The organism is Escherichia sp. E4385 (assembly GCF_963883145.1).
Taxonomy (GTDB): Bacteria; Pseudomonadota; Gammaproteobacteria; order Enterobacterales; family Enterobacteriaceae; genus Escherichia.
This window is the reverse complement of sequence record NZ_CAWOOJ010000002.1, coordinates 166,679-188,891: the sequence shown is the minus strand read 5'-3', so window position 1 is coordinate 188,891 and position 22,213 is coordinate 166,679. Positions and strand designations below refer to the sequence as shown.

The 22,213-nt window shown below is 53.1% G+C and carries 20 protein-coding genes; 12 read left to right on the top strand and 8 right to left on the bottom strand.

The window, feature by feature from the left end; all coding sequences use genetic code 11:
- Nucleotides 1-37: 37 nt before the first annotated feature.
- From carA to AACS80_RS03325, 4 genes are all read left to right on the top strand, one after another.
- Complete coding sequence (gene carA / locus AACS80_RS03340; RefSeq protein ID WP_001589662.1) at nt 38-1,186, top strand: glutamine-hydrolyzing carbamoyl-phosphate synthase small subunit; 1,149 nt, start codon at nt 38-40, stop codon at nt 1,184-1,186.
- Nucleotides 1,187-1,203: 17 nt separating this feature from the next.
- Nucleotides 1,204-4,428 (top strand): carbamoyl-phosphate synthase large subunit, encoded by a 3,225-nt coding sequence (carB, locus tag AACS80_RS03335; protein WP_138183654.1) that lies wholly within the window; start codon nt 1,204-1,206, stop codon nt 4,426-4,428.
- Between the two features lie 260 nt (nt 4,429-4,688).
- Nucleotides 4,689-5,084 carry a carnitine metabolism transcriptional regulator CaiF gene (gene caiF, locus AACS80_RS03330; protein ID WP_135409449.1) on the top strand — a complete coding sequence of 132 codons (396 nt, stop codon included), beginning with the start codon at nt 4,689-4,691 and terminating at the stop codon, nt 5,082-5,084.
- 10 nt (nt 5,085-5,094) lie between these two features.
- Entirely contained in the window at nt 5,095-5,466 is a 372-nt protein-coding gene (locus AACS80_RS03325) for a hypothetical protein (RefSeq protein ID WP_138183653.1), read from the top strand.
- On the opposite strand, the gene caiE is transcribed toward AACS80_RS03325, so the two are convergent.
- The 6 genes from caiE to caiT all read right to left on the bottom strand — a co-directional run bounded on the left by caiE (nt 5,383) and on the right by caiT (nt 12,534).
- Complete coding sequence (gene caiE / locus AACS80_RS03320) at nt 5,383-5,973, bottom strand: carnitine operon protein CaiE (protein ID WP_000122884.1); 591 nt, start codon at nt 5,971-5,973, stop codon at nt 5,383-5,385. The genes AACS80_RS03325 and caiE overlap by 84 nt on opposite strands.
- 5 nt (nt 5,974-5,978) lie before the next feature.
- Nucleotides 5,979-6,764: a crotonobetainyl-CoA hydratase gene (gene caiD / locus AACS80_RS03315; protein ID WP_130259614.1), complete on the bottom strand. Its 786-nt coding sequence runs from the start codon at nt 6,762-6,764 to the stop codon at nt 5,979-5,981.
- A 109-nt stretch (nt 6,765-6,873) separates the two neighbouring features.
- Nucleotides 6,874-8,427, bottom strand: coding sequence for a crotonobetaine/carnitine-CoA ligase (gene caiC / locus AACS80_RS03310; protein WP_135409467.1), 1,554 nt, complete (start codon nt 8,425-8,427; stop codon nt 6,874-6,876).
- Nucleotides 8,428-8,500: 73 nt separating this feature from the next.
- Entirely contained in the window at nt 8,501-9,718 is a 1,218-nt protein-coding gene (gene caiB / locus AACS80_RS03305) for an L-carnitine CoA-transferase (RefSeq protein ID WP_135409450.1), read from the bottom strand.
- Between the two features lie 128 nt (nt 9,719-9,846).
- Complete coding sequence (caiA, locus tag AACS80_RS03300) at nt 9,847-10,989, bottom strand: crotonobetainyl-CoA dehydrogenase (protein ID WP_130217474.1); 1,143 nt, start codon at nt 10,987-10,989, stop codon at nt 9,847-9,849.
- Between the two features lie 30 nt (nt 10,990-11,019).
- Nucleotides 11,020-12,534, bottom strand: a complete 1,515-nt coding sequence (gene caiT, locus AACS80_RS03295; protein WP_130217472.1) for an L-carnitine/gamma-butyrobetaine antiporter — start codon at nt 12,532-12,534, stop codon at nt 11,020-11,022.
- A 472-nt stretch (nt 12,535-13,006) separates the two neighbouring features.
- On the opposite strand from caiT, the gene AACS80_RS03290 reads away from it, so the two are divergent.
- The 8 genes from AACS80_RS03290 to folA all read left to right on the top strand — a co-directional run bounded on the left by AACS80_RS03290 (nt 13,007) and on the right by folA (nt 20,909).
- The gene (locus AACS80_RS03290) at nt 13,007-13,777 is read left to right on the top strand and encodes an electron transfer flavoprotein FixA (protein WP_135409451.1); all 771 of its coding nucleotides are present in this window, start codon (nt 13,007-13,009) and stop codon (nt 13,775-13,777) included.
- Between the two features lie 14 nt (nt 13,778-13,791).
- Nucleotides 13,792-14,733 carry an electron transfer flavoprotein subunit alpha/FixB family protein gene (locus AACS80_RS03285; RefSeq protein ID WP_135409452.1) on the top strand — a complete coding sequence of 314 codons (942 nt, stop codon included), beginning with the start codon at nt 13,792-13,794 and terminating at the stop codon, nt 14,731-14,733.
- Between the two features lie 50 nt (nt 14,734-14,783).
- The gene (locus tag AACS80_RS03280; protein WP_135409453.1) at nt 14,784-16,070 is read left to right on the top strand and encodes an FAD-dependent oxidoreductase; all 1,287 of its coding nucleotides are present in this window, start codon (nt 14,784-14,786) and stop codon (nt 16,068-16,070) included.
- Nucleotides 16,067-16,354 (top strand): ferredoxin-like protein FixX, encoded by a 288-nt coding sequence (gene fixX / locus AACS80_RS03275; RefSeq protein ID WP_000203741.1) that lies wholly within the window; start codon nt 16,067-16,069, stop codon nt 16,352-16,354. Before AACS80_RS03280 ends, fixX begins: the two co-directional genes overlap by 4 nt.
- Before the next feature lie 57 nt (nt 16,355-16,411).
- Nucleotides 16,412-17,743, top strand: a complete 1,332-nt coding sequence (locus AACS80_RS03270) for an MFS transporter (RefSeq protein ID WP_135409454.1) — start codon at nt 16,412-16,414, stop codon at nt 17,741-17,743.
- Between the two features lie 110 nt (nt 17,744-17,853).
- On the top strand, nt 17,854-18,384 hold the full coding sequence (gene kefF, locus AACS80_RS03265) for a glutathione-regulated potassium-efflux system oxidoreductase KefF (RefSeq protein ID WP_128879906.1): 531 nt from the start codon (nt 17,854-17,856) through the stop codon (nt 18,382-18,384).
- Nucleotides 18,377-20,236: a glutathione-regulated potassium-efflux system protein KefC gene (gene kefC / locus AACS80_RS03260; RefSeq protein WP_135409455.1), complete on the top strand. Its 1,860-nt coding sequence runs from the start codon at nt 18,377-18,379 to the stop codon at nt 20,234-20,236. Before kefF ends, kefC begins: the two co-directional genes overlap by 8 nt.
- A 193-nt stretch (nt 20,237-20,429) precedes the next feature.
- Entirely contained in the window at nt 20,430-20,909 is a 480-nt protein-coding gene (folA, locus tag AACS80_RS03255) for a type 3 dihydrofolate reductase (protein ID WP_135409456.1), read from the top strand.
- A gap of 77 nt (nt 20,910-20,986) precedes the next feature.
- Here the strand turns inward: folA and apaH are convergent, their stop codons facing one another.
- Both apaH and apaG read right to left on the bottom strand, forming a co-directional pair.
- Complete coding sequence (apaH, locus tag AACS80_RS03250) at nt 20,987-21,829, bottom strand: bis(5'-nucleosyl)-tetraphosphatase (symmetrical) ApaH (RefSeq protein ID WP_135409457.1); 843 nt, start codon at nt 21,827-21,829, stop codon at nt 20,987-20,989.
- 6 nt (nt 21,830-21,835) lie between these two features.
- Nucleotides 21,836-22,213 carry a Co2+/Mg2+ efflux protein ApaG gene (apaG, locus tag AACS80_RS03245; RefSeq protein WP_130204873.1) on the bottom strand — a complete coding sequence of 126 codons (378 nt, stop codon included), beginning with the start codon at nt 22,211-22,213 and terminating at the stop codon, nt 21,836-21,838.

The window sequence follows — 22,213 nt, the reverse complement described above, 5'->3', positions numbered from 1 at the left end:
TGCAAATAAAGTGAGTGAATATTCTCTGGAGGGTGTTTTGATTAAGTCAGCGCTATTGGTTCTGGAAGACGGAACCCAGTTTCACGGTCGGGCCATAGGGGCAACAGGTTCGGCGGTTGGGGAAGTCGTTTTCAATACTTCAATGACCGGTTATCAAGAAATCCTCACTGATCCTTCCTATTCTCGTCAAATCGTTACTCTTACTTATCCCCATATTGGCAATGTCGGCACTAATGACGCCGATGAAGAATCCTCTCAGGTACATGCACAAGGTCTGGTGATTCGTGACCTGCCGCTGATTGCCAGCAACTTCCGCAACACCGAAGACCTCTCTTCTTACCTGAAGCGCCATAACATCGTGGCGATTGCCGATATCGATACCCGTAAGCTGACGCGTTTACTGCGCGAGAAAGGCGCACAGAATGGCTGCATTATCGCAGGCGATAACCCGGATGCGGCGCTGGCGTTAGAAAAAGCCCGCGCGTTCCCAGGTCTGAACGGCATGGATCTGGCAAAAGAAGTGACTACCGCAGAAGCCTATAGCTGGACACAAGGGAGCTGGACGCTGACCGGCGGCCTGCCAGAAGCGAAAAAAGAAGACGAGCTGCCGTTCCACGTCGTGGCCTACGATTTCGGTGCCAAGCGCAACATCCTGCGGATGCTGGTGGACAGAGGCTGCCGCCTGACCATCGTTCCGGCGCAAACATCTGCGGAAGATGTGCTGAAAATGAATCCAGACGGCATCTTCCTCTCCAACGGTCCTGGCGACCCGGCCCCGTGCGATTACGCTATTACTGCCATCCAGAAATTCCTCGAAACCGATATTCCGGTATTCGGCATCTGCCTCGGCCATCAGTTGCTGGCGCTGGCGAGCGGTGCGAAGACCATTAAGATGAAGTTCGGACACCACGGCGGCAACCATCCGGTGAAAGATGTGGAGAAAAACGTGGTGATGATCACCGCCCAGAACCACGGTTTTGCGGTGGATGAAGCAACATTACCTGCAAACCTGCGTGTTACACATAAATCCCTGTTCGACGGTACGTTACAGGGGATTCATCGCACCGATAAACCGGCGTTCAGCTTCCAGGGTCACCCTGAAGCCAGCCCTGGTCCGCACGACGCAGCGCCGTTGTTCGACCACTTTATCGAGTTAATTGAGCAGTACCGTAAAACCGCTAAGTAATCAGGAGTAAAAGAGTCATGCCAAAACGTACAGATATAAAAAGTATCCTGATTCTGGGTGCGGGCCCGATTGTTATCGGTCAGGCGTGTGAGTTTGACTACTCTGGCGCGCAAGCATGTAAAGCCCTGCGCGAAGAGGGTTACCGCGTTATTCTGGTGAACTCCAACCCGGCGACCATCATGACCGACCCGGAAATGGCTGATGCGACCTACATCGAGCCGATTCACTGGGAAGTGGTACGCAAGATTATTGAAAAAGAGCGCCCGGACGCAGTGCTGCCAACGATGGGCGGTCAGACGGCGTTGAACTGCGCGCTGGAGCTGGAGCGTCAGGGTGTGCTGGAAGAGTTCGGTGTCACCATGATTGGTGCTACCGCCGATGCGATTGATAAAGCAGAAGACCGCCGCCGTTTCGACGTAGCGATGAAGAAAATCGGTCTGGAAACTGCGCGTTCCGGTATTGCACACACGATGGAAGAAGCGCTGGCGGTTGCCGCTGACGTGGGCTTCCCGTGCATTATTCGCCCATCCTTCACCATGGGCGGTAGCGGTGGCGGTATCGCTTATAACCGCGAAGAGTTTGAAGAAATCTGCGCCCGCGGTCTGGATCTCTCCCCGACCAAAGAGCTGCTGATTGATGAGTCGCTGATTGGCTGGAAAGAGTACGAGATGGAAGTGGTGCGTGATAAAAACGACAACTGCATCATCGTCTGCTCTATCGAAAACTTCGATGCAATGGGCATCCACACCGGTGACTCCATCACTGTCGCGCCAGCGCAAACGCTGACCGACAAAGAATATCAAATCATGCGTAACGCCTCGATGGCGGTGCTGCGTGAAATCGGCGTTGAAACCGGTGGTTCCAACGTTCAGTTTGCGGTGAACCCGAAAAACGGTCGTCTGATTGTTATCGAAATGAACCCGCGCGTGTCCCGTTCTTCGGCGCTGGCGTCGAAAGCCACTGGTTTCCCGATTGCCAAAGTGGCGGCGAAACTGGCGGTGGGTTACACCCTCGACGAACTGATGAACGACATCACCGGCGGACGTACTCCGGCGTCCTTCGAGCCGTCTATCGACTACGTGGTTACCAAAATTCCTCGCTTCAACTTCGAGAAATTCGCTGGTGCGAACGACCGTCTGACCACTCAGATGAAATCGGTTGGCGAAGTGATGGCGATTGGTCGCACGCAGCAGGAATCCCTGCAAAAAGCGCTGCGCGGCCTGGAAGTCGGTGCGACTGGCTTTGACCCGAAAGTGAGCCTGGATGACCCGGAAGCGTTAACCAAAATCCGTCGCGAACTGAAAGACGCAGGCGCAGAGCGTATCTGGTACATCGCCGATGCTTTCCGTGCGGGCCTGTCTGTGGACGGCGTCTTCAACCTGACCAACATTGACCGCTGGTTCCTGGTACAGATTGAAGAGCTGGTGCGTCTGGAAGAGAAAGTGGCAGAAGTGGGCATCACTGGCCTGAACGCTGACTTCCTGCGCCAGTTGAAACGCAAAGGCTTTGCCGATGCGCGTCTGGCAAAACTCGCGGGCGTGCGTGAAGCAGAAATCCGTAAGCTGCGTGACCAGTATGACCTGCATCCGGTTTACAAGCGCGTGGATACCTGTGCGGCAGAATTTGCCACCGACACCGCTTATATGTACTCCACTTATGAAGAAGAGTGCGAAGCGAATCCGTCTACCGACCGTGAAAAAATCATGGTGCTCGGCGGTGGCCCGAACCGTATCGGTCAGGGTATCGAATTCGACTACTGCTGCGTACACGCCTCGCTGGCGCTGCGTGAAGACGGTTACGAAACCATTATGGTTAACTGTAACCCGGAAACCGTCTCCACCGACTACGACACCTCCGACCGTCTATACTTCGAGCCGGTAACCCTGGAAGATGTGCTGGAAATTGTGCGTATTGAGAAGCCGAAAGGCGTTATCGTCCAGTACGGCGGTCAGACCCCGCTGAAACTGGCACGTGCGCTGGAAGCCGCTGGCGTCCCGGTTATCGGTACCAGCCCGGATGCTATCGACCGTGCGGAAGACCGTGAACGCTTCCAGCATGCGGTTGACCGTCTGAAACTGAAACAACCGGCGAACGCCACCGTTACCGCTATTGAAATGGCGGTTGAGAAGGCAAAAGAGATTGGCTACCCGCTGGTGGTGCGCCCGTCTTACGTTCTCGGCGGTCGGGCGATGGAAATCGTCTACGACGAAGCTGACCTGCGTCGCTACTTCCAGACGGCGGTCAGCGTGTCTAACGATGCGCCAGTGTTGCTGGATCACTTCCTTGATGACGCGGTAGAAGTTGACGTGGACGCCATCTGCGATGGCGAAATGGTGCTGATTGGCGGCATCATGGAGCATATTGAGCAGGCGGGCGTGCATTCCGGTGACTCCGCATGTTCTCTGCCAGCCTACACCTTAAGTCAGGAAATTCAGGATGTGATGCGCCAACAGGTGCAGAAACTGGCCTTCGAATTGCAGGTGCGCGGCCTGATGAACGTGCAGTTTGCGGTTAAAAACAACGAAGTTTACCTGATTGAAGTTAACCCGCGTGCGGCGCGTACCGTTCCGTTCGTCTCCAAAGCCACCGGCGTACCGCTGGCAAAAGTGGCGGCGCGCGTGATGGCAGGCAAATCGCTGGCTGAGCAGGGCGTGACTAAAGAAGTCATCCCGCCGTACTACTCGGTGAAAGAAGTGGTGCTGCCGTTCAACAAATTCCCGGGCGTTGACCCGCTGTTAGGGCCAGAAATGCGCTCTACCGGGGAAGTCATGGGCGTGGGCCGCACCTTCGCTGAAGCGTTCGCTAAAGCGCAGCTGGGCAGCAACTCCACCATGAAGAAACACGGTCGTGCGCTGCTTTCCGTGCGCGAAGGCGATAAAGAACGCGTGGTGGACCTGGCGGCAAAACTGCTGAAACAGGGCTTCGAGCTGGATGCGACCCACGGCACGGCGATTGTGCTGGGCGAAGCGGGTATCAATCCGCGTCTGGTAAACAAGGTGCATGAAGGCCGTCCGCACATTCAGGACCGTATTAAGAATGGCGAATATACCTACATCATCAACACCACCTCAGGCCGTCGTGCGATTGAAGACTCCCGCGTGATTCGTCGCAGTGCGCTGCAATATAAAGTGCATTACGACACCACCCTGAACGGTGGTTTCGCTACCGCGATGGCGCTGAATGCCGATGCGACCGAGAAGGTCATTTCGGTGCAGGAAATGCACGCGCAAATCAAAAAATAATCACTGACGGTTAATAAAATAATATAGGCCGCTAAGTAAATAATCAGAACGGTTCTCAATTGAGGGCCGTTTTTTTATGCGCAGTACAAATTTTGGCGAATCGGTTTTAATACACAATTTGAACCTAATAATCCGGATATAGCTCACACATATGGATCATTAAGTCGCATACTATCAATATATCCACAATTTTAATATGGGCTTGATTAATATACAGACAAGCCATGACCAGATTTCTAATTAGTGCAACTGGAGTTCCTATGTGTGAAGGATATGTTGAAAAACCACTCTACTTGTTAATTGCCGAATGGATGATGGCAGAAAACAGATGGATTATCGCAAGAGAGATCTCTATTCATTTTGATATTGAACACAGCAAGGCAATAAATACCCTGTCTTATATTTTGGGTGAAGTTGCTGAAATTAGCTGTGAAGTGAAAATGATCCCCAATAAGCTGGAGGGGCGAGGGTGCCAGTGTCAGCGCCTGGTAAAAGTGGTCGATATCGATGAGCAAATTTACGCGCGCCTGCGCAATAACAGCCGGGATAAATTAGTCGGCGTAAGAAAGACGCCGCGTATTCCTGCCGTTCCGCTCACGGAACTTAACCGCGAGCAGAAGTGGCAGATGATGTTGTCAAAGAGTATGCGTCGTTAATGTCATTTCGTTGATACCGTGCGACCTGGTCGCCGGATGCGATGCTGGCGCATCTTATCAGGCCTACGGTTGCTCTCCAGCAGGGTTGGATAAGGCGTTTATGCCGCATCCGACAGCTATCGCCGGATGCGATGCTGGCGCATCTTATCCGGCCTACGGTTGCTCTCCAGCAGGGTTGGATAAGGCGTTTATGCCGCATCCGACAGCTATTGCCGGATGCGATGCTGGCGCATCTTATCCGGCCTACGGTTGCTCTCCAGCAGGGTTGGATAAGGCGTTTATGCCGCATCTGACGATGTTACCGTTTCGGCGTCACATCCGTCGTCCCCTGCAAACGGGGGCGATTTTCCTCCATTTGCCTCAACGGCTGCGTTTCATGTAACGATGCATGACAGCGCCCGACAAGATCCTGATATTCTTTGGTATTTAACCGCTTCCAGTGTAACTCGTCGTCACTCACACTGCGTACAGCGCGGGCTGGCGTACCCATCAACAACTGGCGTTTCTCGCCACTAAAGCCCGCTTTGACAAAGCTCATAGCGGCAACAATGCTCTCTTCGCCAATGACCGCGCCATCCATAATCACGCTGTTCATCCCGACCAATGCATCGCGACCAATCACACAACCATGCAGGATCGCGCCGTGCCCGATATGGCCGTTTTCTCCAACGATGGTGTCAGTGTCGCAGTAGCCATGCATAATGCAGCCATCCTGAATATTGGCTCCCGCTTGCACGATCAACCGCCCATAGTCACCACGCAGTGAGGCGAGTGGGCCGATGTAGACTCCGGCCCCCACAATCACATCGCCAATCAATACTGCACTGGGATGGACAAACGCCGTCGGGTGAACCACCGGAATTAACCCTTCAAAGGCGTAATAGCTCACGGTTGTTAACGTCCTTTCCACACCGGATCGCGCTTCTCGGCAAACGCCAGCGGCCCTTCAAGGGCATCTTCCGAATGCAGAACTGATGGGTAGTGTTTCAACACGCCGCTGCGAATATAGCGATACGCTTCTTCTACTGGCATTTCGCTGGTGGTGCGGTAGATCTCTTTCAGCGCCGCAATCGCCAGCGGGGCGCTGTCAACCAGTTGCTGCGCCAGTTCGCGGGCGTTATCCATCAGTTCCGTCTGGCTAACTACGCGGTTGACTATCCCCCAACGCAGCGCCTCTTCTGCGCCCATTCTTCTGCCGGTCATCACCATTTCATTGACGATGGCAGGCGGCAGGATCTTCGGCAGACGCAGCACACCGCCGCTGTCAGGAACGATGCCCAGTTTGGCTTCCGGCAGGGCGAAGCTGGCGTTATCGGCACAAACAATAAAATCTGCCGCCAGCGCCAGTTCAAAGCCGCCGCCAAAGGCGTAGCCGTTCACGGCTGCGATGACCGGTTTATCCAGATTGAAAATTTCGGTTAAGCCCGCAAAACCACCCGGACCAAAGTCAGCATCCGGTGCTTCGCCTTCTGCTGCTGCTTTTAAATCCCAGCCTGCGGAAAAGAATTTCTCTCCGGCACCGGTAATAATGGCGACACGTAATTGCGGATCGTCACGGAAATTTAGAAATACTTCGCCCATTTCAAAGCTGGTTTTCGCATCAATAGCATTCGCTTTTGGACGATCAAGGGTAATTTCCAGAATTGATCCATTGCGGGTCAGATGTAATGATTCACTCATTCCTTTTCTCCATTTTTGCTTTTTCAGGGACGGCAACGGCCCTGCAAAAAAATGCATATTATTGTTGAACGTGATTATTACCAGACAGAGTAGTACCCTGCTGTAGTGTTTATTTCAGCGCCTTTCTGATTATTTTCCCCGAGCAATTACGTGGCAGATCTTTTCTGATCTCCAGATAAGAGGGCACTTTAAATTTCGCCATATTCTGTTCGCAAAAACAGAAGAATTCCTCTTCGCTCAATATTTCACCTTCATTCAGCACCACAAACGCTTTGATGGCTTCATCGCGAATCGAATCTTTAATACCCACAACCACGATGTCCTGAATTTTCGGGTGCGCGGCGATAATATTTTCCAGCTCCACGCAGGAGACATTCTCGCCACCACGTTTAATCATATTGCAGCGGCGATCGACGAAATAAAAAAAGCCCTCTTCGTCGCGGTATCCGGTATCGCCGGTATGCAGCCAGCCATCGGCTTCCAGCACTTTCGTAGTGGCTTGTGGGTTGAGAAAGTACTCTTTGAAGATGGTTTTCCCAGGTACGCCTTTAATGCAGATTTCACCGATCTCACCTGCCGGGAGCGGGCGATTGTGATCGTCGCGGATCTCCGCTTCGTAGCAAAACCCCGCCCGACCAATCGACGGCCAGCGTCGTTTATCGCCAGGACGATCGCCGATAATGCCCACAATGGTTTCCGTCATCCCATAAGACGTCAGCAAGCGAACGCCGAAGCGTTCACAAAACGCATCTTTTTCCTGCTCCGACAAGTTGAGATAAAACATCACTTCCCGCAGGCGGTGTTGCCGATCGTTCGCTGAAGGCGGCTGCACCATCAACGTACGAATCATCATCGGAATGCATTCGGTAACGGTGGCGCGGTACTTCTGTACCTGTCCCCAGAAGGCGCGGGCGCTATATTTCTCGACCAGCACAAAGGTGGCTCCGGCAGAAAACGCCGCCATCGCCGCAGTACACTGGCAATCGATATGAAACGCAGGCATTACCGTCAGGTAGACGTCATCGTCACGCAGTGCGCACTGCCAGGCGGAGTAATATCCAGCGAAGCGCAGGTTGTAATGGGTAATTACCACACCTTTCGGTCGGGAGGTGGTGCCGGAGGTGAAGAGAATTTCCGCCGTATCGTCGGTCGATAGCGGCGGTGCATAGCACAAGGTGGCAGGTTGTTGATTTTTCAGTTGAGTAAACGAACTCACGCCATCATCAGCGGGAAGTGACACATCTGTCAGGCAAATGTGCCGCAACTGCGTGGCATCTTCCTGCTGAATCTGTTGATACATAGGATAGAATTGCGCACTGGTTACCAGCAGGCACGCCTGGCTATTTTGCAGGATCCACGCGCTTTCCTCGCGCAACAGGCGGGCGTTAATCGGCACCATAATCGCGCCAATTTTTGCCAGCCCGAACCAGCAAAAGATAAATTCCGGGCAGTTGTCGAGATGTAGAGCAACCTTGTCGCCTTTGCGAATCCCCAGCGTATAAAACAGGTTTGCCGTGCGGTTAATCTCCTGATTTAACTCAAGATAACTATACCGGTTAACGACTCCGCCGCTGGATTCACAAATCAGCGCCGTTTTATGACCGTAAACGTCCGCCAGATCGTCCCACATTTGACGTAGATGTTGTCCGCCAATGATATCCATTGCACCTCTATCCATTTTTGTTCGTTTGTTATTGGGCGGGCGCTAGTCAGGCAAGCCGACTGGCGCCACGCGTTTAGTCCTCAACTTTGGCCAGACCTTTGCTGACCAACTCCTGAATGTCGTTTTCGCTGTAGCCGATAGTTTTCAAAATGGCAGCCGTGTCCATACCGTGCGATGGCATTCCGCGCCAGATTTGGCCTGGGTTATTTTTGAATTTCGGCATCACGTTCGGCCCTTTGCAGGTGCGACCATCCATCGTTTGCCACTGGGTGATTGATTCACGGGCCACATACTGTGGATTGCTTTCCAGTTCCGGTACGGTCAGCACTTTGGCGCAGGCGATATTCAGTTCAGCAAAGCGTTCTTTTACTTCCGCGATGGTATGTGTCGCCAGCCAGGCATCGAGTTTCTCTTCAACCAGTGGGCCATATGGGCATTCGATACGGTGGATAAGCTGAGTGCCTGCCGGGATTTCCGGCGTACCGAGCAGATGTGCGAGGCCAATATCTTTAAAGCATTCTGCAATCTGAGTAATGCCCACCAGTTCCATCACAATGTAGCCGTCGGCGCATTTGTACAGACCGCAACCGGCGTAGTAGGGATCTTTACCTTTGGTCATGCGCGGACACATTTCGCCGCCGTTGAAGTAATCCATCATGAAGTACTGGCCCATACGCAGCATCACTTCATACATGGCAATGTCGATACTTTCGCCTTTTCCGGTTTCGCGCACTTTATGCAGTGCTGCCAGCGCTGCCGTGGTGGCGGTCAGGCCAGAGAAGTAATCGGCGGTATACGGGAAGGCAGGCATTGGCTGGTCAACATCACCGTTCTGAATCAGGTAACCACTAAACGCCTGGGCGATGGTGTTATAGGCCGGAAGATTGGTGTACTCCTCGGTGCCGTACTGACCAAAACCGGACAGGTGAGCGATAACCAGTTTCGGGTTGTGCTGCCACAGGACTTCATCGGTAATGCCACGACGGGCAAAGGCCGGACCTTTACTGGCTTCGATGAAGATATCGGTGGTTTCCATTAATTTCAGAAACGCTTCGCGGCCTTCATCTTTGAAAATATTTAACGACAGCGCGTGCAAATTGCGACGAGAGAGCTGCGGGTAGTTAGGTTGAACGCGAATGGTGTCGGCCCAGGCGACGTTCTCGATCCAGATAACTTCCGCCCCCCATTCTGCGAACATTTGCCCGGCGAACGGCCCGGCGATTTCGATACCGGAGAAGACAACGCGCAATCCGGCCAGCGGCCCGAATTTCGGCATGGGTAGATGATCCATTATTAGCTCCTGAAAAATTTGTGTAGCGCATGACTGCCGGATGCGGCGTAAACGCTTTATCCGGCCGACATTCGTGCTCCCGTAGGCCTGATAAGACGCATCAGCGTCGCATCAGGCAGCGCACGGACTTAGCGGTATTGCTTCAGCACCGCACGACCCAGCGTCAGGATCTGCATTTCGTCAGATCCCCCAGAGACGCGGTCTACACGCAGGTCACGCCAGAAGCGGCTGATGCGGTGGTTGCCCGCAATCCCGACACCGCCCAGCACCTGCATTGCGCTATCCACCACTTCAAATGCCGCATTGGCGCAGAAGTATTTGCACATTGCCGCATCACCAGAGGTGATGGTGCCGTTGTCTGCTTTCCACGCTGCTTCATACAGCATGTTTTTCATGGAGTTTAATTTGATCGCCATGTGGGCGAATTTTTCCTGAATCAACTGGAAACGACCAATCGCCTCGCCAAACTGCACGCGCTGGTTGGCGTAGCGCGCCGCATCTTCAAAGGCGCACATCGCTGTACCATAGTTGGTCAGGGCTACCAGGAAACGTTCGTGGTCGAACTCTTCTTTGACGCGGTTAAAGCCGTTACCTTCCCGACCGAACATGTCTTTCTCGTCCAGTTCCACATCGTCAAAGGTGATTTCACAGCAGCTATCCATACGCAGCCCGAGCTTTTCAAGTTTGGTCACTTTGATGCCCGGTTTGCTCATATCAACAAACCATTCGGTGTAGACAGGTTTGTCCGGAGAAGCCCCGTCGCGCGCCATCACCACGATGTACGGGGTGTAGGCGCTGCTGGTAATAAAACACTTACTACCATTAAGATAAATCTTACCATCTCTACGGGTATAAGTCGTTTTCAGGCTACCCACGTCAGAGCCCGCGCCCGGTTCGGTAATCGCTGAGTTCCACATCTGCTTACCGGTACCACGAAACGCCATAATCTTGTCGATCTGCTCTTGTGTGCCTTCACGCAGGATGGTGTTAAACCCGCCTGGCAACTGATACAACACGTAGGTTGGTGCCCCCAAACGACCCAGTTCCATCCACACGGCGGCGAGGGTAACAAACCCCGCATCCAGACCACCGTGCTCTTCCGGGATCAGCAGGCTGTCGATATCCATATCCGCCAGTGCTTTGACAAAACGTTCCGGGTAGACGCTGTCACGGTCGCACTCGGCAAAATAGGCCTCCCAGTTTTCGCTGGCCATCAGTTCGCGAATACCGGCGACAAACAGTTCCTGCTCATCATTTAAATTAAAATCCATCTTTCAACCTCTTGATATTTTGGGGGTTAATTAATCTTTCCAGTTCTGTTTCGCGTCTTTAATAAAGGAGAGCGTCACCATAATGTTGACGAAGAACAGCGGGCATCCTCCGGCGATAATGGCGGTTTGAATCGGTTTCAGGCCGCCGAGCGCCAGCAGAACAATGCCGATAACACCAACCAACACTGACCAGCCGATACGCACCAGCAGTGGCGGTTCTTCACCGTCGCGCACTTCGCGGCAGGTGGACATCGCCAGGGTGTAAGAGCAAGCGTTAATCAGGGTAACGGTGGCAATAAAGCAGAGAATGAAGAAGCCCCACATGGTGGCAGTGCTGAGCGGCAGAGCGGCCCAGGTTTCGATGATGGCGCGCGCCACACCGTACTGTTCGATCAGGTTTGGAATGTTGATGATGTTTTTATCCATCAACAGCAGAGTGTTACTGCCGAGCACGGTCCACAGGATCCAGGTGGATGCTGTCAGCCCCATCACCATACCGAAGCACAGTTCACGCACGGTACGACCACGGGAAATACGCGCCAGGAAGATACTCATCTGGATGGCGTAAATTACCCACCATGCCCAGTAGAACACGGTCCAGCCCTGCGGGAAGCCGCCTTTGCCAACGGCATCGGTATAGAACAACATGCGCGGCAGATACATCAGCAACATCCCCACCGAGTCGGTGAAGTAGTTCATGATGAAGCTGGCGCCGCTGACGATGAATACCCAGCCAAGCATCAGGAAACTCAGATAGCTGCGCACATCGCTGGCGATTTTCACCCCTTTTTGCAGACCACAGGCTACGCAGATAGCGTTGAGGATGATCCAGCAGGTAATGATGATAGCGTCCAGCTGCAGGGTATGCGGAATGCCAAACAGGTACTGCATACACTCGGTCACCAGCGGCGTGGCAAGACCCAGACTGGTGCCCATTGCGAAGATCAGCGCCACCAGATAGAAGTTATCGACGATAGTGCCAAACAAGCCTTTGGCATGTTTTTCACCGACCAGCGGCACCAGAGTGGAGCTGGGGCGAATCACATCCATTTTGCGGACAAAGAAGAAGTACGCGAAGGCGACGGAAAGGAAGCTGTAAGTGGCCCACGGTAGCGGTCCCCAGTGGAACAAACTGTAGGCCAGCCCCAGTTCTTTCGCGCCAGTGGAGTTTGGCGCTAAAGCAAATGGCGGCGTGGAGATGTAGTAGTAGATCTCAATCGACCCCCAGAACAGTACGGCGGCAGACGTACAGGAGGCGAACATCATAAAGATCCAACTGGCGGTGCTGAACTCAGGGGGTTCGTTACCTAAACGCTTTTTGGCATACGGGCCAAATACCAGCCAGAACCAACCGAAAAGCATCACCACCATATACCATTCAAATGCCCATCCCCATACATTGGTGACGTAACTGAATACAGCATTAATAACGACATTCGCCGCATCCAGATCTCTGACTGTAAGCCAACAAAGTATGCCAACGATTATTAATGGCGGAAAGAACACCTTCGGTTCTATTCCCGTTTTTCTCTTTTCTTTTGTCATGAGTTAATTCCACTGTGAAAACGAATATTTATTTTGCGTTCCCGTTTGTTTTATTTTTGTTAACATTTAATATAATTATTATTAACCTCGTGGACGCGTTAATGGCTAACTCATAATGGGTATTCAATTGGCTGCATTCTGTGATGTGAGTCACATTTTTTCATCGGGTAAAAACAGAGTGTCTTTGTGCAAACATCCATTACTAATCAATGTGATGAGTTTGATTGTGAGTAAAAAAATAGCATCTGACTTTCAATATTGGTGATCCATAAAACAATATTGAAAATTTCTTTTTGCTACGCCATGTTTTCAATATTGGTGAGGAACTTAACAATATTGAAAGTTGGATTTATCTGCGTGTGACATTTTCAATATTGGTGATTAAAGTTTTATTCCCGAATTAAAGGACGTGATATCTGTAATTAACACCACCGATATGAACGACGTTTCCTTCATGATTTCTGGAGATGCAATGAAGATTATTACTTGCTATAAGTGCGTGCCTGATGAACAGGATATTGCGGTCAATAATGCTGATGGTTCATTAGATCTCAGCAAAGCCGATGCCAAAATAAGCCAATACGATCTGAACGCTATTGAAGCGGCTTGCCAGTTAAAACAACAGGCAGCAGAGGCGCAGGTGACGGCCTTAAGTGTGGGCGGTAAAGCCCTGACCAACGCCAAGGGGCGTAAAGATGTGCTATCGCGCGGCCCGGATGAACTGATTGTGGTGATTGATGATCAGTTCGAGCAGGCACTGCCGCAACAAACGGCGACTGCACTGGCTGCCGCGGCACAGAAAGCAGGCTTTGATCTGATCCTGTGTGGCGATGGTTCTTCCGACCTTTATGCCCAGCAGGTTGGTCTGCTGGTGGGCGAAATCCTCAATATTCCGGCAGTTAACGGCGTCAGCAAAATTATCTCCCTGACGGCAGATACCCTCATCGTTGAGCGCGAACTGGAAGATGAAACAGAAACCTTAAGCATTCCGCTGCCTGCGGTTGTTGCTGTTTCCACTGATATCAACTCCCCACAAATTCCTTCGATGAAAGCCATTCTCGGCGCGGCGAAAAAGCCAGTCCAGGTATGGTCGGCGGCGGATATTGGCTTTAACACCGTGGAAGCCTGGTCTGAACAACAGGTTGCCGCACCGAAACAGCGCGAGCGTCAGCGCATCGTGATTGAAGGCGACGGCGAAGAACAGATCGCCGCATTTGCTGAAAATCTTCGCAAAGTCATTTAATTACAGGGGATGCTATGAACACGTTTTCTCAAGTCTGGGTATTCAGCGATACCCCTTCTCGTCTGCCGGAACTGATGAACGGTGCGCAGGCTTTAGCTAATCAAATCAATGCCTTTGTTCTCAATGATGCCGATGGCGTACAGGCAATCCAGCTCGGCGCTAATCATGTCTGGAAATTAAGCGGCAAACCGGACGATCGGATGATCGAAGATTACGCCAGTGTCATGGCTGACACTATTCGCCAGCACGGCGCAGACGGCCTGGTACTGCTGCCAAACACCCGTCGCGGCAAATTACTGGCGGCAAAACTGGGTTATCGCCTCAAAGCGGCAGTTTCTAACGATGCCAGCACCGTCAGCGTACAGGACGGTAAAGCGACGGTGAAACACATGGTTTACGGCGGCCTGGCAATTGGCGAAGAACGCATTGCCACGCCGTATGCGGTACTGACCATCAGCAGCGGCACGTTCGATGCGGCTCAGCCAGACGCGTCACGCACTGGCGAAACGCACACCGTGGAGTGGCAGGCTCCGGCTGTGGCGATTACCCGCACGGCAACCCAGGCGCGCCAGAGCAACAGCGTCGATCTCGACAAAGCCCGTCTGGTGGTCAGCGTCGGTCGCGGCATTGGCAGCAAAGATAACATTGCGCTGGCAGAACAGCTTTGTAAGGCGATAGGTGCGGAGTTGGCCTGTTCTCGTCCGGTGGCGGAAAACGAAAAATGGATGGAGCACGAACGCTATGTCGGTATCTCCAACCTGATGCTGAAACCTGAACTGTATCTGGCGGTGGGGATCTCCGGGCAGATCCAGCACATGGTTGGCGCTAACGCGTCGCAAACCATTTTCGCCATCAATAAAGATAAAAATGCGCCGATCTTCCAGTATGCGGATTACGGCATTGTTGGCGACGCCGTGAAGATCCTTCCGGCGCTGACCGCAGCTTTAGCGCGTTGATCCACTCTGGCAGGGCTGCATTTCGGCCCTGCCGCTGACAGGGAGTTCTTATGTCCGAAGATATCTTTGACGCCATCATCGTCGGTGCTGGGCTTGCCGGTTCGGTTGCCGCACTGGTGCTCGCCCGCGAAGGGGCGCAAGTGTTAGTTATCGAGCGTGGCAATTCCGCAGGTGCCAAGAACGTCACCGGCGGGCGTCTCTATGCCCACAGTCTGGAACACATTATTCCAGGTTTCGCCGAATCCGCCCCCGTAGAACGCCTGATCACCCATGAAAAACTCGCGTTTATGACGGAAAAGTCAGCGATGACTATGGACTACTGCAACGGTGACGAAACCTCGCCATCCCAGCGTTCTTACTCCGTTTTGCGCAGTCAATTTGATGCCTGGTTGATGGAGCAGGCCGAAGAAGCGGGCGCGCAGTTAATTACCGGGATCCGCGTCGATAACCTCGTACAGCGCGATGGCAAAGTCGTCGGTGTAGAAGCCGATGGCGATGTGATTGAAGCGAAAACGGTGATCCTTGCTGATGGGGTGAACTCCATCCTTGCCGAAAAGTTGGGGATGGCAAAACGCGTTAAACCGACGGATGTGGCGGTTGGCGTGAAGGAACTGATCGAGTTACCGAAGTCGGTAATCGAAGACCGTTTTCAGTTGCAGGGTAATCAGGGCGCGGCTTGTCTGTTTGCGGGATCACCCACCGATGGCCTGATGGGCGGCGGCTTCCTTTATACCAATGAAAATACCCTGTCGCTGGGGCTGGTTTGTGGTCTGCATCATCTGCATGACGCGAAAAAATCGGTGCCGCAAATGCTGGAAGATTTCAAACAGCATCCGGCCGTTGCACCGCTGATCGCGGGCGGCAAGCTGGTGGAATATTCCGCTCACGTAGTGCCGGAAGCAGGCATCAACATGCTACCGGAGCTGGTTGGTGACGGCGTATTGATTGCCGGTGATGCCGCCGGAATGTGTATGAACCTCGGTTTTACCATTCGCGGTATGGATCTGGCGATTGCCGCCGGGGAAGCAGCTGCAAAAACTGTGCTTTCAGCGATGAAAAGCGACGATTTCAGTAAGCAAAAACTGGCGGAATATCGTCAGCATCTTGAGAGTGGCCCGCTGCGCGATATGCGAATGTACCAGAAACTACCGGCGTTCCTTGATAACCCACGCATGTTTAGCGGCTACCCGGAACTGGCGGTGGGCGTGGCGCGTGACCTGTTCACCATTGACGGTAGTGCGCCGGAACTGATGCGCAAGAAAATCCTCCGCCACGGCAAGAAAGTGGGCTTCATCAATCTAATCAAGGATGGCATGAAAGGAGTGACCGTTTTATGACTTCTCCCGTCAATGTGGACGTCAAACTGGGCGTCAATAAATTCAATGTCGATGAAGAGCATCCGCACATTGTTGTGAAGGCCGATGCCGATAAACAGGCCCTGGAGCTGCTGGTGAAAGCGTGCCCCGCAGGTCTGTACAAGAAGCAGGATGACGGCAGTGTGCGCTTCGATTACGCCGGATGTCTGGAGTGCGGCACCTGTCGCATTCTGGGGCTGGGGTCGGCGCTGGAACAGTGGGAATACCCGCGCGGCACCTTTGGTGTGGAGTTCCGTTACGGCTGATGTTGGTTTGATACGTAACGCCGTACTGACTCTCATTGCAAAAAACAGGAATAACCCATGCAACCGTCCAGAAACTTTGACGATCTTAAATTTTCCTCTATTCACCGCCGCATTTTGCTGTGGGGAAGCGGTGGTCCGTTTCTGGATGGTTATGTACTGGTAATGATTGGCGTGGCGCTGGAGCAATTGACTCCGGCGCTGAAACTGGACGCTGACTGGATTGGCTTGCTGGGCGCGGGAACGCTCGCCGGGCTGTTCGTTGGCACATCGCTGTTTGGCTATATCTCCGATAAAGTCGGACGGCGCAAAATGTTCCTCATTGATATCATCGCCATCGGCGTGATATCGGTGGCGACGATGTTTGTCTCATCCCCTGTCGAACTGCTGGTGATGCGGGTACTCATCGGCATTGTCATCGGTGCGGATTATCCCATCGCCACCTCAATGATCACGGAGTTCTCCAGTACCCGTCAGCGGGCGTTTTCCATCAGCTTTATTGCCGCGATGTGGTATGTCGGCGCGACCTGTGCCGATCTGGTCGGCTACTGGCTTTATGATGTGGAAGGCGGCTGGCGCTGGATGCTGGGTAGCGCGGCGATCCCCTGTTTGTTGATTTTGATTGGTCGATTCGAACTGCCTGAATCTCCCCGCTGGTTATTACGTAAAGGGCGAGTAAAAGAGTGCGAAGAGATGATGATCAAACTGTTTGGCGAACCGGTGGCTTTCGAGGAAGAACAGCCGCAGCAAACCCGTTTTCGCGATCTGTTTAATCGCCGCCATTTTCCTTTTGTTCTGTTTGTTGCCGCCATCTGGACCTGCCAGGTGATCCCGATGTTCGCCATTTACACCTTTGGCCCGCAAATCGTTGGTTTGTTGGGATTGGGTGTTGGCAAAAACGCGGCGCTGGGGAACGTGGTGATTAGCCTGTTCTTTATGCTCGGCTGTATTCCGCCGATGCTGTGGTTAAACACTGCCGGACGGCGTCCATTGTTGATTGGCAGCTTTGCCATGATGACGCTGGCGCTGGCGGTTTTGGGGCTGATCCCGGATATGGGGATCTGGCTGGTAGTGATGGCCTTTGCGGTATATGCCTTTTTCTCTGGCGGGCCAGGTAATTTGCAGTGGCTCTATCCTAATGAACTCTTCCCGACGGATATCCGCGCCTCTGCCGTGGGCGTGATTATGTCTCTGAGCCGTATCGGTACGATTATCTCAACCTGGGCACTGCCAATCTTTATCAATAATTACGGTATCAGTAACACGATGCTAGTGGGGGCGGGTATCTCACTGTTTGGCTTGTTGATTTCCGTAGCGTTTGCTCCCGAGACGCGTGGAATGTCACTGGCGCAGACCAGCAATATGACGATCCGCAGGCAGCGAGCGGGGTAATTTATTCAGATTTCTCTCTTTTCTGAATCAATATTATTGACTATAAGCCGCGTGAATATATGACTACACTTTGTGGGAAAACAAAGGCGTAAACACGCGGGCTAATAACTATGATCCTCATAATTTATGCGCATCCGTATCCGCATCATTCCCATGCGAATAAACGGATGCTTGAACAGGCAAGGACGCTGGAAGGCGTCGAAATTCGCTCTCTTTATCAACTCTATCCTGACTTCAATATCGATATCGCCGCCGAGCAGGAGGCGCTGTCTCGCGCCGATCTGATCGTCTGGCAGCACCCGATGCAGTGGTACAGCATTCCACCGCTCCTTAAACTTTGGATCGATAAAGTCTTCTCGCACGGCTGGGCTTACGGTCACGGCGGCACGGCGCTGCATGGCAAACATTTGCTGTGGGCGGTGACGACCGGCGGCGGGGAAAGCCATTTTGAAATTGGTGCGCATCCGGGCTTTGATGTGCTGTCGCAGCCGCTACAGGCGACGGCAATCTACTGCGGGCTGAACTGGCTGCCACCGTTTGCCATGCACTGCACCTTTATTTGTGACGACGAAATCCTCGAAGGGCAGGCGCGCCACTATAAGCAACGTCTGCTGGAATGGCAGGAGGCACATCATGGATAGTCATACGCTGATTCAGGCACTGATTTATCTCGGTTCGGCGGCGCTGATTGTCCCCATTGCGGTACGTCTTGGTCTGGGATCGGTACTTGGCTATCTGATCGCCGGCTGCATTATTGGCCCGTGGGGGCTGCGACTGGTGACCGATGCCGAATCTATCCTGCACTTTGCTGAAATCGGCGTGGTGCTGATGTTGTTTATTATCGGCCTCGAACTCGATCCACAAAGGCTGTGGAAGCTGCGTGCGGCAGTGTTCGGTGGTGGCGCATTACAGATGGTGATTTGTGGCGGCCTGCTGGGGCTGTTCTGCATGTTACTTGGACTGCGCTGGCAGGTCGCGGAACTGATCGGCATGACGCTGGCGCTCTCCTCTACGGCAATTGCCATGCAGGCGATGAATGAGCGCAATCTGATGATGACGCAGATGGGCCGCAGTGCCTTTGCGGTGCTGCTGTTCCAGGATATCGCGGCGATCCCGCTGGTGGCGATGATCCCGCTACTGGCGGCGAGCAGTGCCTCGACGACGATGGGCGCATTTGCCCTGTCGGCGTTAAAAGTGGCGGGCGCGCTGGTGCTGGTGGTACTGCTGGGGCGCTATGTCACGCGTCCGGCGCTGCGTTTTGTTGCCCGCTCTGGCTTGCGGGAAGTGTTTAGTGCCGTGGCGTTATTTCTCGTGTTTGGCTTTGGTTTGCTGCTGGAAGAGGTCGGCTTGTCGATGGCGATGGGCGCGTTTCTGGCGGGCGTACTGCTGGCAAGCTCGGAATACCGTCATGCGCTGGAAAGCGATATTGAACCGTTCAAAGGTTTGCTGCTGGGGCTGTTTTTCATTGGCGTTGGCATGTCGATAGACTTTGGCACGCTGATTGAAAATCCGTTGCGCATTGTCATTTTGCTGCTTGGTTTCCTCATCATCAAAATCGCCATGCTGTGGCTGATTGCCCGACCGTTGCAGGTGCCAAATAAACAGCGTCGCTGGTTTGCGGTGTTGTTAGGGCAGGGCAGTGAGTTTGCCTTTGTGGTATTTGGCGCGGCGCAGATGGCGAATGTGCTGGAGCCGGAGTGGGCGAAATCGCTGACCCTGGCGGTGGCGCTGTCGATGGCGGCAACGCCGATTCTGCTGGTGATCCTCAATCGCCTTGAGCAATCTTCTACTGAAGAGGCGCGTGAAGCCGATGAGATCGACGAAGAACAGCCGCGGGTAATCATTGCCGGATTCGGTCGTTTTGGGCAGATCACCGGACGTTTACTGCTCTCCAGCGGGGTGAAAATGGTGGTGCTCGATCACGACCCGGACCATATCGAAACGCTGCGTAAATTCGGCATGAAAGTGTTTTACGGCGACGCCACGCGGATGGATTTACTGGAATCTGCCGGAGCGGCGAAAGCGGAAGTGCTGATTAACGCTATTGATGATCCGCAAACCAACCTGCAACTGACGGAGATGGTGAAAGAACATTTCCCGCATTTGCAGATTATTGCCCGCGCCCGTGATGTCGACCACTACATTCGTTTGCGTCAGGCAGGCGTTGAAAAGCCGGAGCGTGAAACCTTTGAAGGTGCGCTGAAAACAGGGCGTCTGGCACTGGAAAGTTTAGGTCTGGGGCCGTATGAAGCGCGAGAACGCGCCGATGTGTTCCGCCGCTTTAATATTGAAATGGTGGAAGAGATGGCAATGGGCGAAAACGATACCAAAGCCCGCGCGGCGGTCTATAAACGCACCAGCGCGATGTTAAGCGAGATCATCACCGAGGACCGGGAACATCTGTCACTCATCCAACGGCATGGCTGGCAGGGTACTGAAGAGGGGAAACATACCGGTAATATGGCGGATGAACCGGAAACTAAGCCATCGTAATCAGAAAGTGTGATGTAGCACACGCTTTACAGCTAACTATTTGTTTTTATTTCATTGTAATGCGGCGAGTCCACGAACAGATTATGGACTCGCCAGCAAAATAAAAATTTTCCTCAACATCATCCTCTCGCCAGTCGACGAAGGTTTACGCTTTACGTATAGTGACGACAATTTTTTTTATCGGGAAATTTCAATGATCAGTTTGATTGCGGCGCTAGCGGTAGATCGCGTTATTGGCATGGAAAACGCCATGCCGTGGAATCTGCCTGCCGATCTCGCCTGGTTTAAACGCAACACCTTAAATAAACCTGTGATTATGGGCCGCCATACCTGGGAATCCATCGGTCGCCCGCTACCTGGACGCAAAAATATTGTCATCAGCAGCCAGCCGGGTACGGACGAGCGCGTAACGTGGGTGAAATCGGTGGATGAAGCCATTGCGGCGTGTGGTGACGTACCAGAAATTATGGTGATTGGCGGCGGTCGCGTTTATGAGCAGTTCCTGCCGAAAGCGCAGAAACTGTATTTGACGCATATCGACGCAGAAGTGGAAGGCGACACCCATTTCCCGGATTACGAGCCGGATGACTGGGAATCGGTGTTCAGCGAATTCCACGACGCTGATGCGCAGAACTCTCACAGCTATTGCTTTGAGATTCTGGAGCGGCGGTAATTTTGTATAGAATTTACGGCTAGTGCCGGATTTGACGCCGGTTGCGTCTTATCCGGCCTTCCTGTATCAGGCTGTGTTTAAGACGCCGCCACTTCGCCCAAATCCTTATGCCGGTTCGACGGCTGGACAAAATACTGTTTATCTTCCCAGCGCAGGCAGGTTAATGTACCACCCCAGCAGCAGCCGGTATCCAGCGCGTAAATACCTTCCGGCGTACCTTTGCCTTCCAGCGATGCCCAGTGACCAAAGGCGATGCTGTACTCTTCAGCGACAGGGCCAGGAATCGCAAACCACGGTTTCAGCGGGGCAGGGGCTTCTTCCGGCGATTCTTTGCTGTACATATCCAGTTGACCGTTTGGAAAGCAAAAGCGCATACGGGTAAAGGCGTTGGTGATAAAACGTAATCGCGCCAGACCACGCAAATCTGGTGACCAGTTGTTCGGCATATCGCCGTACATGGCATCGAGGAAGAAGGGGTAAGAGTCGCTTGACAGTACCGCTTCTACGTCACGTGCGCACTCTTTCGCGGTCGGTAAGTCCCACTGCGGCGTGATCCCCGCGTGGGCCATCACCAGCTTTTTCTCTTCATCGATTTGCAACAAAGGCTGACGACGTAGCCAGTTAAGCAGTTCATCGGCATCAGGCGCTTCCAGTAGCGGCGTGAGACGATCTTTGGGTTTGTTGCGGCTTATGCCTGAAAACACGGCCAGCAGATGCAGATCGTGATTGCCCAGCACCAGACGTACGCTGTCGCCTAAGGATTTCACATAGCGCAGAACATCAAGCGAACCAGGACCGCGCGCAACCAGATCGCCCGTCAGCCAGAGAGTATCTTTCCCAGGGGTAAATTCCACTTTATGCAGCAATGCGATCAGTTCATCGTAACAGCCATGAACATCGCCAATAAGGTATGTCGCCATAATTTTTTAATGAATGAATATTGGAACGGCGAGTCGGAATACGGGAATGTCGATGATAAAGGGAACGCCGTTCTCATCAATCATTTCGTAGTGACCCTGCATGGTGCCCAGCGGCGTTTCGATAATCGCGCCGCTGGTATACTGGTACTCTTCGCCAGGCGCGATATGCGGTTGGACGCCCACCACACCTTCGCCCTGGACTTCTGTTTCACGGCCATTGCCGTTAGTGATCAGCCAGTAACGTCCCAACAACTGCACTGGCGCTCGCCCCAGATTGCGTATGGTTACGGTATAAGAAAAAACGTAACGTTCGTTATCAGGTGAAGATTGTGCCTCAATGTAGACGCTTTGAACCTGAATACACACTCGGGGCGAATTGATCAT